The sequence below is a fragment of the Roseateles sp. genome, assembly GCF_044373315.1.
GTDB lineage: Bacteria > Pseudomonadota > Gammaproteobacteria > Burkholderiales > Burkholderiaceae_C > JACDQM01.
The window spans coordinates 1-16,871 of the sequence record NZ_JBILQK010000079.1; the positions used below are offsets into that span (position 1 = coordinate 1).

Genomic DNA, 16,871 nt, shown 5'->3' on the forward strand with positions numbered 1-16,871 from the left:
TCTTCGACAGCACGGTCGCGATCGCTGCCGTCAGCGTCGTCTTGCCGTGGTCAACGTGACCGATCGTGCCCACGTTCACGTGCGGCTTGGTACGTTCAAACTTGCCTTTTGCCATTTCAATTCTCCGAAAAAGAGCATGCGCCAGTCTGTTGGTTTAGCGTTTCCGCAGCGCTCTTGGTTCCCGACGACTGGCAATCGGGCAAGCAGCTGCGAAGACGAAATGAAGGGCCGGCAGCAAAAACCGCCAGCCCGATGACCCGTTGATTACTTAGCGCGCGCAGTGATGATCGCGTCTGCAACGTTCTTCGGAGCTTCAGAGTAGTGCTTGAACTCCATCGTGTACGTTGCGCGACCTTGCGTGGCCGAGCGCAGGCTGGTCGAGTAGCCGAACATTTCGGACAGAGGAACCTCTGCCTTGATAGCCTTGCCACCGCCGACCATGTCGTCCATGCCCTGAACCATGCCGCGACGCGAGGACAGATCGCCCATCACCGTACCGGCATAGTCTTCCGGGGTCTCGACTTCGACTGCCATCATCGGCTCGAGGATCACAGGGCTGGCCTTGCGGCAAGCATCCTTGAAGCCCATCGAGGCCGCCATCTTGAAGGCGTTTTCGTTCGAGTCAACGTCGTGGTACGAACCGAAGGTCAGCGTGACCTTGACGTCAACCACCGGGTAGCCAGCCAGCACGCCGTTCGGCAGGGTGTCGATCACGCCCTTTTCAACCGCCGGGATGTACTCGCGAGGCACCACACCGCCCTTGATCGCGTCCACGAACTCGAAGCCCTTGCCAGGCTCTTGCGGCTCGACGGTCAGCACCACGTGACCATACTGGCCCTTGCCGCCCGACTGACGCACGAACTTGCCTTCAACATCGACGGCAGCCTTGCGGATCGTTTCGCGATACGCCACCTGCGGCTTGCCGACGTTGGCTTCAACGCCGAACTCGCGCTTCATGCGGTCAACGATGATTTCCAGGTGCAACTCGCCCATGCCGGAAATGATGGTCTGGCCGGACTCTTCGTCGGTGCGCAGACGGAACGACGGGTCTTCCTTGGCCAAGCGGCCCAGGGCGATACCCATCTTTTCCTGGTCAGCCTTGGTCTTGGGTTCGACAGCCTGAGAAATCACCGGCTCCGGGAACACCATCTTTTCCAAGGTGATGATCGATTCCGGATCGCACAGCGTCTCGCCGGTCGTCACGTCCTTCAGGCCCACGCAAGCAGCGATGTCGCCGGCCAGAATTTCCGAGATCTCTTCACGCTGGTTGGCGTGCATCTGCAGAATACGGCCGATACGCTCCTTCTTGCCGCGGATCGGGTTGAACACCGAATCGCCCGACTTCAGAACGCCCGAGTAGACGCGCACGAAGGTCAGCTGGCCCACATACGGATCAGTCATCAGCTTGAATGCCAACGCCGAGAACTTGGCGGTGTCCGAAGCCTCGCGGGTGGTCGGCTGGTCGTCTTCATCGGTGCCAGGCACGGGCGGGACGTCAACCGGCGACGGCATGAAGTCGAGCACGCCGTCGAGCATGCGCTGGACGCCCTTGTTCTTGAAGGCGGTGCCGCAGAACATCGGCTGGATTTCAGCAGCGATAGTACGCGTACGGATGCCTTGAATGATGTCCTCTTCAGTCAGTTCGCCCGACTCGAGGTACTTGTTCATCATCTCTTCGCTGGCCTCGGCAGCCGCCTCGACCATGTTGTCGCGCCACTTTTGAGCGTCAGCCAGCATTTCTGCCGGGATCTCGCGGTAGTCGAACTTCATGCCCTGCGACGCTTCGTCCCAGAAGATGGCCTTCATCTTGATCAGATCGATCACGCCCTTGAAGTTTTCTTCGGCACCGATCGGCAGAACGATAGGCACCGGGTTCGCCTTCAAGCGCAACTTCATCTGGTCAACGACCTTGTAGAAGTTGGCGCCAGTACGGTCCATCTTGTTCACGAAGGCCAGACGCGGCACCTTGTACTTGTTGGCCTGGCGCCAAACAGTTTCCGACTGCGGCTGCACGCCGCCCACGGCGCAATAAACCATGCAAGCGCCGTCCAGGACGCGCATCGAGCGCTCGACTTCAATCGTGAAGTCGACGTGCCCGGGGGTGTCGATGATGTTGATGCGGTGTTCGGGGCGGGCCAGGTCCATGCCCTTCCAGAAGCAGGTCGTGGCAGCAGAGGTGATCGTGATGCCACGCTCTTGCTCTTGCTCCATCCAGTCCATGGTGGCCGCGCCATCATGCACTTCACCGATCTTGTGGTTCACGCCCGTGTAGAACAGGATACGTTCGGTCGTGGTGGTCTTGCCGGCATCGATGTGCGCAGAGATGCCGATATTGCGGTAGCGCTCGATGGGGGTCTTGCGGGCCATGGTATTGCTCCAAATGCAGTGAGCCGCCATCGGGCTAGTGAAAACCCGAGGCGGCCGAAGGGGACTAGTTTAGAAGCGGAAGTGCGAGAAAGCCTTGTTGGCTTCGGCCATACGGTGCACTTCGTCGCGCTTCTTCATCGCGCCGCCGCGACCTTCGGAGGCCTCCAGCAACTCGTTGGCCAGACGCTGAGCCATCGACTTCTCGCCGCGCTTGCGGGCCGATTCCTTCAGCCAGCGCATGGCCAGAGCCATCCGGCGAACGGGACGAACTTCCACGGGAACTTGGTAGTTCGCACCGCCAACACGGCGGGACTTCACTTCGACCATCGGCTTCACATTGTTCAGCGCGATCATGAACACTTCCAGCGGATCCTTGCCGGCCTTCTTCTCGACTTGCTCGAGGGCACCATAGATGATGCGCTCGGCAACAGCCTTCTTGCCCGATTCCATGATGACGTTCATGAACTTGGACAGATCAACGGAACCGAACTTCGGATCCGGCAGGATTTCGCGCTTGGGTACTTCGCGACGACGTGGCATGGGAATCTTCCTTTTGCTTCAGTTGGCGGCGGCTCTCACCGGACCACCTTGGATGACCACCGACATCAGGGGGCATCCACTTACTCGGCCGCTGCGCACTCCAGATGGATGTGTCGCACGAACCGCTAAAACATCTGGCACGAGCCTAAGGCCGCACCATGACAACTTGTTTGAATTACTTCTTCGGACGCTTCGCGCCGTACTTGGAACGCGACTGCTTGCGGTCTTTCACGCCTTGCAGATCCAGCGAGCCGCGCACGATGTGATAACGCACGCCTGGCAAGTCCTTCACCCGGCCGCCGCGCACCAGCACAACGCTGTGCTCTTGCAGGTTGTGACCTTCACCACCGATGTACGAGATGACCTCGAAACCGTTGGTCAGACGAACCTTGGCAACCTTACGCAGCGCGGAGTTCGGCTTCTTGGGGGTCGTGGTGTACACGCGAGTGCACACGCCGCGGCGCTGCGGGCAATCCTGCATGGCCGGCGACTTGGATTTCGTGACCTCGGCCTGACGGCCTTGGCGCACGAGCTGATTGATAGTTGGCATAAGTAACTTGTTCCCGTTTGAAGTCACAGATTCTTCGACGACAGCCGGTCAGGATGACCGCCGCCCCAAGGCGCCAAACCCGAACTGAAAACGCGCAAACGCACCACGCCAAGCGCAGTGCGTCGGGAATTCAGTTAGGCTGAGCAACGATGGGCGCAGCTAGACCTGCCGAAGAGCCTGAGATTGTAGACCAGATCGCCACTTCGCCACAAGTCTGGGCGGTAGACTCGGTGGATCCCGCTTGGCTTTCACTGTGACACACCCCATCTCGACACTTGGCGAATTGATCGTCCTAGACACCCAAGTCGTCATGGATTGGCTTGTTTTCAAGGAACCATCCATTCAGCTGCTGGTCCGTTGCATTGAAGCCAAGGAGTTGCGATGGATCGGGGTCGCGGCCATGAAGGCTGAACTCTTGCATGTGCTCGGACGTGGCATCGCGGCGAACTTTGCGCCGGACCTGGACCTGATCGAGGCGAAGTTCGCTCAACTGTGTGAACTTCGCCCGCAGCCCGCCCCCGCCGTTCACCTTCGCTGCCGAGACAGCGACGACCAGATGTTCATTGATCTGGCTGTGGCCGAAGGTGCGCGCTGGCTGGTATCACGCGACCGAGCGGTCCTGGCACTCAGGAAGCGCGCCAGCCGTACCGCTCTCGAGATCGTCAGCCCGCAAGCCTGGATCCAGCAACACCAGCGCCAGAAGCAAGGCCCGTTCTAGGCGAAAGCTCAGCCCAGAAGTAAAAAGGGTCGCCCGGAGGCGACCCTTAAGGGCGGATGATTCAACCGATTACTCGGCCGAACCCTCTCCGGCGCTTTCCAGATTGCTCATCTGGGCCGCCGCCAATTCCTCGGCTTCCTGCATCGCAATCGAGCGACGCTCAGCATCGTCCATGGCTTCCTTGGCGCGACGTGCGTCGTGGAAGGCCATGCCGGTACCGGCGGGAATCAGACGGCCGACGATCACGTTCTCCTTCAGGCCACGCAGCTCGTCGCGCTTGCCCATGATGGCAGCCTCGGTGAGCACGCGGGTGGTTTCCTGGAAGGACGCTGCCGAGATGAACGAATCCGTCGACAGCGAGGCCTTGGTGATACCCAACAGCACATCGGCGTGGGTTGCCGTGAGCTTGCCTTCGCCGCGCAAACGGTCGTTGGTGTCCAACAGCTCGGAGCGCTCGACCTGCTCTCCCACGATGTAGTTCGAATCGCCGGAGTTCGTGATCTGAACACGACGAAGCATCTGGCGAACGATCACCTCAATGTGCTTGTCGTTGATCTTCACGCCCTGCAAGCGGTAGACGTCCTGCACCTCATCCACGATGTAGCGTGCCAGCTCTTCGATACCCAGCAGACGCAGGATGTCCTGCGGATCCGCCGGGCCGTCCACCACTGACTCGCCGCGGTTGACCACCTGACCTTCGTGCACCAGGATGTTCTTCTCCTTGGGCACCAGGATCTCTTCGATCTTGCCGTCCGGATCGGTGATCTGGAGTCGAACCTTGCCCTTGGTTTCCTTGCCGAACGACACCGTACCGGTGATTTCGGCCAGAGTGCCTGCATCCTTGGGTGAACGGGCTTCGAACAACTCGGCCACACGCGGCAGACCGCCGGTAATGTCTCGTGTCTTCTGACCTTCCACCGGGATACGCGCCAGCACTTCACCCGGAGCCAGATCCTGACCGTCACGAATCTGGATCAGCGAGCCGACCTGGAAGCCGATCGTCACCGAGTGATCCGTGCCAGGGATCTTCACTTCATTGCCGTTGGCATCCAGCAGCTTGACCTGCGGGCGCACGACCTTGGCAGCCCCACGGCGCTTCGGGTCGATCACCACCAGAGTCGACAGGCCGGTCACTTCGTCGACCTGCTTGGCAACCGTCACGCCTTCTTCGACATTCTCGAACCTCGCCTGACCGGCGAACTCGGTAATGATCGGGCGGGTCAGCGGATCCCAGTTCGCCAAGATCACGCCAGCCTTGATGGTCTGGTCGGCCTTGATGTTCAGGATCGCGCCGTACGGCACCTTGTGACGCTCACGCTCGCGGCCGTGCTGGTCCGCGATGATGATTTCACCGGAACGGGAAATCACCACCAACTCGCCCTTGCCGTTCGTGACGTAACGCATCGTGGCGTTGAACCCGATGATGCCGTCCGACTTGGCTTCCACACTGGACGCCACCGCCGCACGCGAGGCGGCACCGCCGATGTGGAAGGTACGCATCGTCAGCTGCGTGCCCGGCTCACCGATCGACTGGGCCGCGATCACGCCGACAGCTTCACCACGGTTCACCAGACCACCACGGCCCAGGTCGCGGCCATAGCACTTGGCACACAGGCCGAAGCGGGTCGCGCAGGTCAGCGGGGTGCGAACCTTGACTTCGTCGACGCCTGCGGCTTCCAACACGTCCAAGGTGTCCTCATCCAGCATCTGGCCAGCAGGCAACAGCAGGCCCTGGGTCTCAGGATGCAGCACCTCGATGGCTGTCACGCGGCCGAGGATGCGGTCGCGCAAGCTTTCGATCACTTCGCCGCCCTCGACCAGGGCGCGCATCGCGATACCGTTATCGGTGCCGCAATCGTCCTCGGTCACAACCAAGTCCTGCGTCACGTCGACCAGACGACGGGTCAGGTAGCCCGAGTTCGCCGTCTTCAGCGCCGTATCCGCCAGGCCCTTACGAGCGCCGTGGGTAGAGATGAAGTACTGCAGAACGTTCAGGCCTTCGCGGAAGTTCGCCGTGATCGGCGTCTCGATGATCGAGCCGTCCGGCTTGGCCATCAGGCCCCGCATACCAGCCAGCTGGCGAATCTGGGCCGCGCTACCGCGGGCGCCGGAGTCGGCCATCATGTAGATGGAGTTGAAGGACTCCTGATCCACTTCCTTGCCGTTGCGGTCGATGGTCTTCTGCTTGGAGAGCTGGGTCATCATGACCTTGCCCACCTCGTCACCGGTCTTGCCCCAGATGTCGACGACCTTGTTGTAGCGCTCGCCGGCCGTCACCAGACCCGAGACGTACTGCTGCTCGATCTCCTTGACTTCCTTCTCGGCGCGTTCGATCAGCTCGTACTTCTGCTTGGGCACCAGCATGTCGTCCACCGCGATGGAGATGCCGGCACGCGTGGCGAGCTTGAAGCCGCTCTGCAGCAGCTTGTCGGCCAGCACCACGGTTTCCTTCAGGCCGCACTTGCGGAACGAGGTGTTGATCAGCCGCGAGATTTCCTTCTTCTTCAACGCCTTGTTGATGTTGGCGAAGGGCAGGCCCTTGGGCAGGATCTCGCTCAGCAGCGCACGGCCAACGGTCGTGTCCACCAGCTTGGTCTCGGGCACCCATTCACCGGTGTCCTTGTCCTTGCTGTATTCGGTCAGGCGCACGGCGATGCGGGCGGTGACTTCGACAGCGCCGTTGTCCAGCGCGCGCTGCAGCTCGGGGATGTCCGAGAAGATCAGACCCTCGCCCTTGCCGTTGATGCGCTCGCGTGTCGCGTAGTACAGACCCAGCACCACGTCTTGCGACGGCACGATCGACGGTTCGCCGGAAGCCGGGAACAGCACGTTGTTGGAGGCCAGCATCAGCGTGCGGGCTTCCATCTGTGCTTCGATCGACAGCGGCACGTGAACGGCCATCTGGTCACCGTCGAAGTCGGCGTTGAAGGCCGCGCAGACCAGCGGGTGCAGCTGGATCGCTTTTCCTTCGATCAGCACCGGCTCGAAAGCCTGGATGCCCAGACGGTGCAGCGTCGGCGCGCGGTTCAGCAGAACCGGATGCTCCTTGATGACCTCTTCCAGGATGTCCCAGACCACCGGCGTGCCGCTCTCGACTTCCTTCTTCGCCGCCTTGATGGTGGTGGCGATACCCATCGCCTCCAGGCGCGAGAAGATGAAGGGCTTGAACAACTCAAGCGCCATCAGCTTGGGCAGGCCGCACTGATGCAGCTTCAGCGTCGGGCCGACCACGATGACCGAACGGCCCGAGTAGTCGACACGCTTGCCCAGCAAGTTCTGACGGAAGCGACCGCTCTTGCCCTTGATCATGTCGGCCAGCGACTTGAGGGCACGCTTGTTGGCGCCGGTCATTGCCTTGCCGCGGCGGCCGTTGTCCAGCAGCGAGTCGACGGCTTCCTGCAGCATGCGCTTTTCGTTGCGCACGATGATCTCAGGGGCCTTCAGCTCCAGCAGACGGGCCAGACGATTGTTGCGGTTGATGACGCGGCGATACAGATCGTTCAGATCTGAAGTCGCGAAGCGGCCACCATCCAGCGGCACCAGCGGACGCAGGTCCGGCGGCAGCACGGGCAGCACGTCCAGCACCATCCAGTTCGGCTTGATGCCCGACTTCTTGAAGGCTTCCATCACCTTGAGGCGCTTGGAGTTCTTCTTGATCTTGAGCTCGGAGCCGGTCATGTCGTTGCGCAGACGGTCGATCTCGATATCGAGATCCATCTCTTCCAGCAACTTCTTGATGCCCTCGGCGCCCATCAGCGCTATGAATTCGTCGCCGAACTCGATGCGCTTGGCGTCGTAGTCGTCCTCGCTCATGATCGAGAACTTCTTCAGCGGCGTCATGCCTGGGTCGACGACCACATACGCCTCGAAGTACAGCACGCGCTCGATGTCGCGCAGCGTCATGTCCAGCACCAGGCCCAGACGCGACGGCAGCGACTTCAGGAACCAGATGTGGGCGCAGGGCGCAGCCAGATCGATGTGACCCATGCGCTCACGGCGCACCTTGGTCTGGGTGACTTCAACGCCGCACTTCTCGCAGATCACGCCACGGTGCTTCAGGCGCTTGTACTTGCCGCAAAGGCACTCGTAGTCCTTGATCGGGCCGAAGATCTTGGCGCAGAACAGGCCATCACGCTCGGGCTTGAAAGTCCGGTAGTTGATGGTCTCGGGCTTCTTCACCTCGCCGAAGGACCACGAGCGGATCTTCTCGGGCGATGCGAGCCCGATCTTGATTGCGTCGAAGTGCTCGTCGGGCGTGAACTGCTTGAACAGGTCCAGCAAACCTTTCATGTGTCTCTCCTGTTCCTAATTAGTTGCGCTCGAGTTCGATGTCGATGCCAAGGGAACGAATTTCCTTGACCAGGACATTGAACGATTCCGGCATGCCGGCTTCGATGGAGTGCTCGCCCTTGACGATGGACTCGTACACCTTGGTACGACCGTTCACGTCGTCGGACTTCACGGTCAGCATTTCCTGCAGGATGTAGGAGGCGCCATAAGCTTCCAGCGCCCACACTTCCATCTCACCGAAACGCTGGCCGCCGAACTGCGCCTTACCACCCAGCGGTTGCTGCGTGACGAGCGAGTACGGACCGGTCGAACGGGCGTGCATCTTGTCGTCCACCAGGTGGTGCAGCTTCAGCACGTGCATGTAGCCGACGGTGACCGGGCGCTCGAAGGCGTCGCCGGTGCGGCCGTCATGCAACGTGGCCTGGGTGCGCGTGGCGGTCAGGCCCTTCTTGGCGGCGATGTCGTCCGGATAGGCCAGCTTCAGCATGCCGCGGATTTCTTCTTCCTTGGCACCATCGAACACCGGGGTGGCGAATGTCACACCGTGCGAGAGGTTCTTGGCCATCTCGACGATCTCGGTGTCGCTGAGTTCATCCAGGCTCTCAGTCTTGCCGCCCGACTTGTTGTAGAGCTCATCGAGGAACTTGCGCAACTCGCTGACAGCGGAGTGCTGCTGCAGCATGTCGCCCAGGCGATGACCGATGCCCTTGCCGGCCCAGCCGAGATGGACTTCCAGCACTTGACCCACGTTCATCCGGGACGGAACACCCAGCGGGTTCAGCACGATGTCGGCAGGCGTGCCGTCAGCCATATAGGGCATGTCTTCGATCGGAACGACCTTGGACACCACGCCCTTGTTGCCGTGACGACCGGCCATCTTGTCACCAGGCTGCAAGCGGCGCTTGACGGCCAGGTAGACCTTGACCATCTTCAGCACGCCGGCCGGCAGTTCGTCGCCTTGCGTCAGCTTCTTGCGCTTCTCTTCAAAAGCCAGGTCGAAGCTGTGGCGGGTCTGCTCGAGCGAGTTCTTGATCGATTCCAACTGGTTGGCGACGTCATCCTCGGCGGGACGGATGTCAAACCAGTGGAACTTCTCGACGCCAGCCAGATAGCCCTTGTCGATGACCGTGCCCTTGGCAATCTTCTGAGGACCACCGTTGGCCACCTTGCCGACCAGCAGCTTCTCGATACGGTCGAAAGCGTCGCTTTCCACGATACGGAGCTGGTCGTTCAGGTCCAGGCGGAAGCGCTTGAGTTCATCGTCGATGATCTGCTGGGCGCGCTTGTCGCGCTGGATGCCTTCACGGGTGAAGACCTGCACGTCGATGACGGTACCGCTGGTCCCTTGGTCGACGCGCAGCGAGGTGTCCTTCACGTCGGAAGCCTTCTCGCCGAAGATCGCGCGCAGCAGCTTCTCTTCCGGCGTCAGCGTGGTCTCACCCTTGGGCGTGACCTTGCCGACCAGCACGTCACCGGGGTTCACCTCGGCACCGACGTAAACGATGCCCGACTCGTCCAGACGGGCCAACTGCTGTTCGCTCAGATTCGGGATGTCACGGGTGATTTCTTCGCTGCCCAGCTTGGTGTCACGCGCGTTGACCACCAGCTCTTCGATGTGGATCGAGGTGTAGCGGTCTTCGGCAATCACACGCTCCGAGATCAGGATCGAGTCCTCGAAGTTGTAGCCGTTCCAGGGCATGAAGGCGACCAGCATGTTCTGGCCAAGGGCCAGTTCACCGATGTCGGTTGAGGCGCCGTCGGCAATGATGTCCTCGGCCGCCACCTTGTCGCCACGCTTGACGATGGGACGCTGGTGGATGTTGGTGTTCTGGTTGGAACGCTGATACTTGATCAGGTTGTAGATGTCCACACCCACTTCGCCGGCAACGGTCTCGTCATCATTCACGCGGATCACGATACGGTTCGTGTCCACGTAGTCGACCACGCCACCGCGGCGAGCAGCCACCACAGTGCCCGAGTCCTTGGCTGCGACGCGCTCGACGCCGGTACCAACCATGGCCTTCTCAGGACGCAGCGTCGGCACAGCCTGACGCTGCATGTTGGCGCCCATCAGTGCGCGGTTCGCATCATCGTGCTCAAGGAAGGGCACCAGCGACGCTGCCACCGACACGATCTGCGTCGGTGCCACGTCCATGTACTGGATTCGCTCAGGCGAGGTCAGCACCGACTCACCGTTCTCACGCGCCGACACCAGCTCGTCGATCAGCTCACCCGCGGGGTTCAAGGTCGCGTTCGCCTGGGCGATCACGTACTTGCCTTCCTCAATGGCCGACAGATAGTCGATCTGGGTCGTCACCTTGCCGTCGACGACGCGACGATAGGGCGTTTCCAGGAAGCCATACTCGTTGAGCTGTGCGTACAGCGCCAGCGAGTTGATCAGACCGATGTTCGGGCCTTCCGGCGTTTCGATCGGGCAGACGCGGCCGTAGTGGGTCGGGTGCACGTCACGGACTTCGAAGCCGGCGCGCTCGCGGGTCAGACCGCCCGGGCCCAGGGCGGAAACACGACGCTTGTGCGTGATTTCCGACAGCGGGTTGGTCTGGTCCATGAACTGCGACAGCTGCGACGCACCGAAGAACTCCTTGAGCGCCGCGGAAATCGGCTTGGAGTTGATCAGGTCGTGCGGCATCAGGGCTTCGGTCTCAGCCTGACCCAGACGCTCCTTGACGGCCTTCTCGATACGAGCCAAGCCCGAGCGGTACTGGTTCTCGGCCAGTTCACCGACACAGCGCACGCGGCGGTTGCCGAGGTGGTCGATGTCGTCCACTTCGCCACGGCCGTTACGCAGCTCGACCAGAATCTTGACGACGTCGAGGATGTCCTCGTTCGACAAGTTCATATTGCCTTCCGGCGTGTCGCGGCCCACGCGGGCGTTGAACTTCATCCGGCCAACGCGCGACAGATCGTAGGTGTCGGTGCTGTAGAACAGGCGATTGAACAGCGCCTCGACAGCGTCTTCGGTCGGCGGCTCGCCAGGGCGCATCATGCGGTAGATGGCTACGCGCGCGGCCAACTGATCCACGGTCTCGTCAGAGGCCAGCGTCTGGCTGATGTAGGCACCCTCGTCCAGCTCGTTGGTGTACAAGCACTGGATGTCCTTGATGCCGGCGGTGCGGAGCTTCTTCAGCAGTGCGTCGGTCAACTCGTCATTGGCCTTGGCAATGATCTCGCCGGTATCACCGTCGACCATGTTCTTGGCCAGCATGCGGCCGACCAGGAAATCCTCCGGGACCGTGACGTGCTGCGTACCGCTTTGCTCCATCTGGCGAACATGGCGGGCCGTGATGCGCTTGTCCTTCTCGACCAGCACGTTGCCGCTCTTGTCAGTGATGTCGAAGCGCGCCACCTCACCCTTCAGGCGGTCGGCGACGAATTCCATCTGGGCACCGGAGTCCATCAGACGGAAGTTGTCGAACACGAAGAAGTGGGCCAGGATCTGCTCGGGGTTCAGACCGATGGCCTTGAGCAGGATCGTGACCGGCATCTTGCGACGGCGGTCAACGCGGAAGTACAGGATGTCCTTCGGATCGAACTCGAAGTCCAGCCAGGAGCCGCGGTAGGGAATGATGCGAGCCGAAAACAGCAGCTTGCCGGACGAATGGGTCTTGCCCTTGTCGTGCTCGAAGAAGACACCGGGCGAACGGTGCAGCTGGCTGACGATGACACGCTCGGTGCCATTGACGATGAAGGAACCGTAGTCGGTCATCAGGGGCACTTCGCCCATGTAGACCTCTTGTTCCTTGATTTCCTTGACCGTCTTGGCCTGCGGGCTCTCACGGTCATAGATGATCATCTGCAGCTTGGCGCGCACCGCCGCTGCATAGGTCAAGCCACGCTGCTGGCACTCGCGGGTGTCAAACGGCGGCTTGGCGATGTTGAATTCGAGGAACTTCATCTCCACGAACCCGTTGTGCGACACGATCGGGAACGCAGAAAGGAATGCAGCCTGCAAGCCTTCTGGCTTGCGTTTGGCTGCGGGGACGTCTTTTTGCAGGAAGGCGACGTACGAGTCCTTCTGCATGGTGAGCAGATAAGGAACGTTGAGAACGCTCTCACGCTTGCCGAAGCTCTTGCGGATTCGCTTGCGCTCGGTATAGCTATAGGGGGTTGCTTGCGCCATAAACACTCCGTGTCGAGAGCCCACCCCTGGCCGTGGAGCAGGCTTCGTCGGCGACTGGCTTTTCCGGCCTTGTCACGAATGGACGGCCCGAAGCTTGGTGGTTGGCCACTACCAACCGCTGGCGGACAACCCCGGCATTGCACCGAGGCCCGACCAAACCCGTTCTCTGCAGTCGGATCAGAGAACACTTGAAAGAACCGCGCATCATACAGCGACCGGCACTTTCAGCTGTTCTCAAGCGGCCAAACCCTAGGGGCGGCCCTTGAAACGACTAAAGGGGAGGCACTAAGGCCACCCCTCTAGCTTTGTGGAGCGCGACAAAACTGCCGCCACTCCCCAGGGTCTTACTTGAGTTCGACCTTGGCGCCGGCTTCTTCCAGCTTCTTCTTGGCGGCTTCGGCGTCAGCCTTGGACACGCCTTCCTTGACAGGCTTCGGAGCGCCGTCGACCAGGTCCTTGGCTTCCTTCAGGCCCAGACCGGTGATTTCACGCACGGCCTTAATGACCGACACCTTGTTGGCGCCAGCTTCAGTCAGGACGACGTTGAACTCGGTCTTCTCTTCAGCAGCAGCAGCGCCACCGCCAGCAGCGCCGCCAGCAGCGGGAGCAGCCATCGAAGCGGCGGACACGCCGAACTTCTCTTCAATTGCCTTGACCAGGTCGTTCAGTTCCAGAACGGTCATGCTGTCCAGGGCAGCCAGGAAAGCGTCTTTATCGAATGCCATGATAGTTTCCTAAATACAGATTGATTGCTTGAAACGCGGTGATCGTCGATCAGGCAGCGGCAGGGGCTTCGGCTTCTGCGCCGCCACCCTTTTGCTGAGCCAGAGCCGCCAGCACAGCCGCAGTGCGTTGCACCGGCGACATCAGCAGGCCAGCCACTTGCGACAGCAGCACTTCCTTGCTCGGGATCGAAGCCAGAGCCTTGACGGCGTTGGCATCCAGGGCCTTGCCGCCATAGGCGCCGCCCTTGACGATCAGCTTGTCGTTGGTCTTGGCAAAGTCAGCCATGACCTTCGCAGCAGCGACAGCGTCTTCCGAAAAGCCGTAGATCAGCGGGCCGACCATGCTCTCCGAGGCGACCTCGAACGGGGTGCCGGCGACGGCGCGACGGGCCAGGGTGTTCTTCAGCACGTGAAGATAAACACCCTTGGAACGTGCGTCGACGCGCAGCTTGTTCAAGGCTTCCACGGTGAGGCCACGGTACTCAGCCAACGCCAGCGTCTGGGACTTGGCGGCTTGCGCTGCCACGTCGGACACGACGGCTGCTTTCTCGTTGCGATTGAGACTCAAGGTCTACTCCTCACATTACGCCCTTGGTCTCTCGACCTTGGGCACCGGGATTTAGCGACCTTCTGTTAGGAAACTGCGCCAGAGTCACGCCCTGGCACCAATCATTGCCGTGACTCTCATCACGTCATTCCTTACAGCGGGACCGCCATCTGCGCTGGCCTCGGGACTGGCCCGAAGATTAAGCAGCGTCTCCCATACAGCAGAGACACCGCACCAGCGGTCTTGGATGACGCGCTGCTGACCGAGATCTGCAGCGCCCCACCAATTCATCAGCTTGGCGCCAGACAAGCGCCATGCCTCATCTGATTGCTTAGGCCGCGGCCTGAGCGTTGATCGAAGCGATGTCGACGCGAGCGCCCACGCCCATCGTCGAGGACAGGGCCACCTTGCGCAGGTAGATGCCCTTGCTCGAAGCCGGCTTGGACTTGTTCAAAGCCTCGATCAGCGCACGCAGATTGCCTTCCAGCTTGTCGGTGTCGAACGAACGACGGCCGATGGTGCCGTGGATGATGCCGGCCTTGTCGACGCGGAACTGGACCTGACCAGCCTTTGCATTCTTGACAGCGGTAGCGACGTCCGGGGTCACGGTGCCAACCTTGGGGTTAGGCATCAGGCCGCGCGGGCCCAGGATCTGACCCAGGGTACCGACGATACGCATCGTGTCGGGCGAGGCGATCACCACGTCAAACGGCATGTCGCCAGCCTTGACGCGCTCGGCCAGGTCTTCCATGCCGACGACATCGGCGCCAGCAGCCTTGGCCTCTTCAGCCTTGGCGCCTTGTGCAAAAACGGCGACACGCTTGGTCTTGCCGGTGCCATGGGGCAGCACGACGGCGCCGCGAACGACTTGGTCCGACTTCTTGGCATCGATACCGAGTTGCACAGCAACGTCGATCGACTCGTCGAACTTGGCAGTGGCCAGGCTCTTGACCAGAGTCAGAGCGTCATTCAGCACGTACAACTTGGTGCTTTCGACCTTGCCTTGCAGGGCCTTTTGCTTCTTGGTCAGCTTTGCCATGATCAGACACCTTCCACGATGATGCCCATCGAACGGGCGGAGCCAGCGATGGTGCGGACAGCGGCATCCATGTCGGCAGCCGTGAGGTCCTTGGTCTTGATCGTTGCGATCTCTTCCAGTTGGGCGCGAGTCAGCTTGCCGACCTTGTCCAGATGAGCGCGGGGCGAACCCTTCTCGATCTTGGCGGCCTTCTTGATCAGTGCGGTCGCCGGGGGCGACTTGATCACGAAGGTGAAGCTCTTGTCTGCGAAGGCCGTGATGACCACGGGCAACTTCATGCCCGGCTCATGCCCTTGGGTCTGGGCGTTGAACGCCTTGCAGAACTCCATGATGTTCAGACCGCGCTGACCCAGCGCCGGACCGACCGGAGGCGAAGGATTAGCCTTGCCTGCCGCGACTTGCAGCTTGATAAAGCCGACAATTTTCTTGGCCATGATTTCTCCTGATAGCGCCGCGGCGGCCTCGCCACTGCGCCTGAGTGCTAGCGCAAGGGGCTCGAGATTGCTCTCTTACCCTTGCTCCTCTTGTCCGCCTCTCGTTGCAGACTGACTACGGGTGAATATGCAGAAGCCCAAGAGCTTCAAGCTGGCATCACCGGGCCTGTACTTCCTGGAATCAGACCTTCTCGACTTGCGAGAAATCCAACTCCACCGGCGTCGCGCGGCCGAAAATAGTGACCGAAACGCGCACCTTGGACTTGTCGTAATTGACCTCTTCGATCGCGCCATTGAAGTCCGTGAACGGGCCTTCCTTGACACGAACGACTTCGCCAACCGTCCACTCGACCTTGGGGCGCGGCTTCTCCACACCCTCTTGCATCTGGTTGACGATCTTCATCACCTCGGCTTCCGAGATGGGCGCGGGGCGGTTCTTCGCACCACCAACAAAGCCGGTGACTTTAGAGGTGTGCTTGACCAAGTGCCAGCTGTCGTCGTCCATCGACATCTCGACCAGCACATAGCCAGGGAAAAAGCGGCGCTCTGTCACGGCCTTCTTGCCGTTCTTCAGTTCGACGACCTCTTCAGTCGGCACAAGAATGCGGCCGAACTTGTCTTGCATACCGGCGCGATCGATACGCTCGCGCAGATTGCGCTCAACCGCCTTCTCCATACCGGAATAGGCGTGAACCACATACCAGCGCTTTGGCAGGCCAACCGGAGCGGCCGACTCCGTCACTGCAACGATTTGCTCTTCGCTCATTGCTTTCCTTCAGGTGTTAGCGCCAACCCAGCACGAGGTCGTAAAGGACCCACTCAAGCGTCTTGTCCGTCAACCAAAGGAAGAGGGCCATCACGACAACGAAAGCGAACACATAGCCAGTCATCTGCGTCGCCTCTTTGCGAGTCGGCCAGACCACCTTGCGCACTTCACGCATCGAGTCCTGACCATAGGCGATCAGCGCCTTGCCCGACTCAGATGTGAAGAACGCACCGGCAGCCGCAGCCAGCAGCACAATCAGAGCCGCCCACTGGGCGATCGGACCCTGCTTGTCCAGCGCATAGAAAGCCACCAACGCCGCAAACAGCAAAGCTACAGCTCCTGCGAGCTTGGCTTTGTCAGCAGCCGTTGTGACCGTTTCAACTTGAGGATTGGACATTGAATTCTCTTTGGCACCGGCGCCAGGCAAATCAGATTGAAGAACGTCGCGCAGCGCCCAACAGCAGCAAAGCCCGCCGAGAGCAACTCCCGCGGGCTAGTGATTGACCACATGCACCAGCTGACGTTCCTAACACCAGCTGGCAGGGGCAGAGGGTCTCGAACCCCCAACCTTCGGTTTTGGAGACCGACGCTCTGCCAATTGAGCTATGCCCCTGTGGCCTTTCGAATCTTACTCGAGGATGGTTGCGACCACGCCGGAGCCGACAGTACGGCCGCCTTCGCGGATAGCAAAACGCAGACCTTCTTCCATGGCGATCGGAGCGATCAGCTTCACGGTGATGCCGACGTTGTCGCC

General features: G+C 60.8%; 13 protein-coding genes, 1 tRNA gene and 1 pseudogene. 1 reads left to right on the forward strand and 14 read right to left on the reverse strand.

What is annotated here, in order from left to right:
• From ACIQ67_RS15565 to rpsL, 4 genes are all read right to left on the reverse strand, one after another.
• A partial coding sequence (locus ACIQ67_RS15565; RefSeq protein WP_204317187.1) for a GTP-binding protein occupies positions 1-115 on the reverse strand: 115 nt, incomplete at its 3' end.
• 149 nt (positions 116-264) lie between these two features.
• Complete coding sequence (gene fusA / locus ACIQ67_RS15570; RefSeq protein ID WP_397535294.1) at positions 265-2,367, reverse strand: elongation factor G; 2,103 nt, start codon at positions 2,365-2,367, stop codon at positions 265-267.
• A 69-nt stretch (positions 2,368-2,436) separates the two neighbouring features.
• Complete coding sequence (rpsG, locus tag ACIQ67_RS15575) at positions 2,437-2,907, reverse strand: 30S ribosomal protein S7 (protein WP_397535295.1); 471 nt, start codon at positions 2,905-2,907, stop codon at positions 2,437-2,439.
• Between the two features lie 175 nt (positions 2,908-3,082).
• Positions 3,083-3,457: a 30S ribosomal protein S12 gene (gene rpsL, locus ACIQ67_RS15580; protein ID WP_282824742.1), complete on the reverse strand. Its 375-nt coding sequence runs from the start codon at positions 3,455-3,457 to the stop codon at positions 3,083-3,085.
• A gap of 241 nt (positions 3,458-3,698) precedes the next feature.
• Here rpsL and ACIQ67_RS15585 point away from each other — a divergent pair, with 241 nt between their 5' ends.
• Positions 3,699-4,175 (forward strand): putative toxin-antitoxin system toxin component, PIN family, encoded by a 477-nt coding sequence (locus ACIQ67_RS15585; protein ID WP_397535296.1) that lies wholly within the window; start codon positions 3,699-3,701, stop codon positions 4,173-4,175.
• Between the two features lie 69 nt (positions 4,176-4,244).
• Here ACIQ67_RS15585 and rpoC read toward each other — a convergent pair whose 3' ends face one another.
• The 10 genes and pseudogenes from rpoC to tuf all read right to left on the reverse strand — a co-directional run.
• Complete coding sequence (gene rpoC, locus ACIQ67_RS15590) at positions 4,245-8,465, reverse strand: DNA-directed RNA polymerase subunit beta' (RefSeq protein ID WP_397535297.1); 4,221 nt, start codon at positions 8,463-8,465, stop codon at positions 4,245-4,247.
• 19 nt (positions 8,466-8,484) lie between these two features.
• Positions 8,485-12,606 carry a DNA-directed RNA polymerase subunit beta gene (gene rpoB, locus ACIQ67_RS15595; protein WP_397535298.1) on the reverse strand — a complete coding sequence of 1,374 codons (4,122 nt, stop codon included), beginning with the start codon at positions 12,604-12,606 and terminating at the stop codon, positions 8,485-8,487.
• Positions 12,607-12,950: 344 nt separating this feature from the next.
• On the reverse strand, positions 12,951-13,331 hold the full coding sequence (gene rplL, locus ACIQ67_RS15600; protein WP_397535299.1) for a 50S ribosomal protein L7/L12: 381 nt from the start codon (positions 13,329-13,331) through the stop codon (positions 12,951-12,953).
• 49 nt (positions 13,332-13,380) lie between these two features.
• Complete coding sequence (gene rplJ / locus ACIQ67_RS15605) at positions 13,381-13,899, reverse strand: 50S ribosomal protein L10 (RefSeq protein WP_397535300.1); 519 nt, start codon at positions 13,897-13,899, stop codon at positions 13,381-13,383.
• A 310-nt stretch (positions 13,900-14,209) separates the two neighbouring features.
• Positions 14,210-14,917, reverse strand: coding sequence for a 50S ribosomal protein L1 (rplA, locus tag ACIQ67_RS15610; protein WP_397535301.1), 708 nt, complete (start codon positions 14,915-14,917; stop codon positions 14,210-14,212).
• Between the two features lie 2 nt (positions 14,918-14,919).
• The gene (rplK, locus tag ACIQ67_RS15615; RefSeq protein ID WP_397535302.1) at positions 14,920-15,351 is read right to left on the reverse strand and encodes a 50S ribosomal protein L11; all 432 of its coding nucleotides are present in this window, start codon (positions 15,349-15,351) and stop codon (positions 14,920-14,922) included.
• Between the two features lie 181 nt (positions 15,352-15,532).
• Positions 15,533-16,117: a transcription termination/antitermination protein NusG gene (gene nusG / locus ACIQ67_RS15620; RefSeq protein WP_397535303.1), complete on the reverse strand. Its 585-nt coding sequence runs from the start codon at positions 16,115-16,117 to the stop codon at positions 15,533-15,535.
• A gap of 16 nt (positions 16,118-16,133) precedes the next feature.
• On the reverse strand, positions 16,134-16,514 hold the full coding sequence (secE, locus tag ACIQ67_RS15625; protein ID WP_397535304.1) for a preprotein translocase subunit SecE: 381 nt from the start codon (positions 16,512-16,514) through the stop codon (positions 16,134-16,136).
• 140 nt (positions 16,515-16,654) lie between these two features.
• Positions 16,655-16,730, reverse strand: a tRNA-Trp gene (locus ACIQ67_RS15630).
• A gap of 15 nt (positions 16,731-16,745) precedes the next feature.
• A pseudogene (gene tuf, locus ACIQ67_RS15635) lies at positions 16,746-16,871 on the reverse strand (elongation factor Tu); the annotation flags it as partial.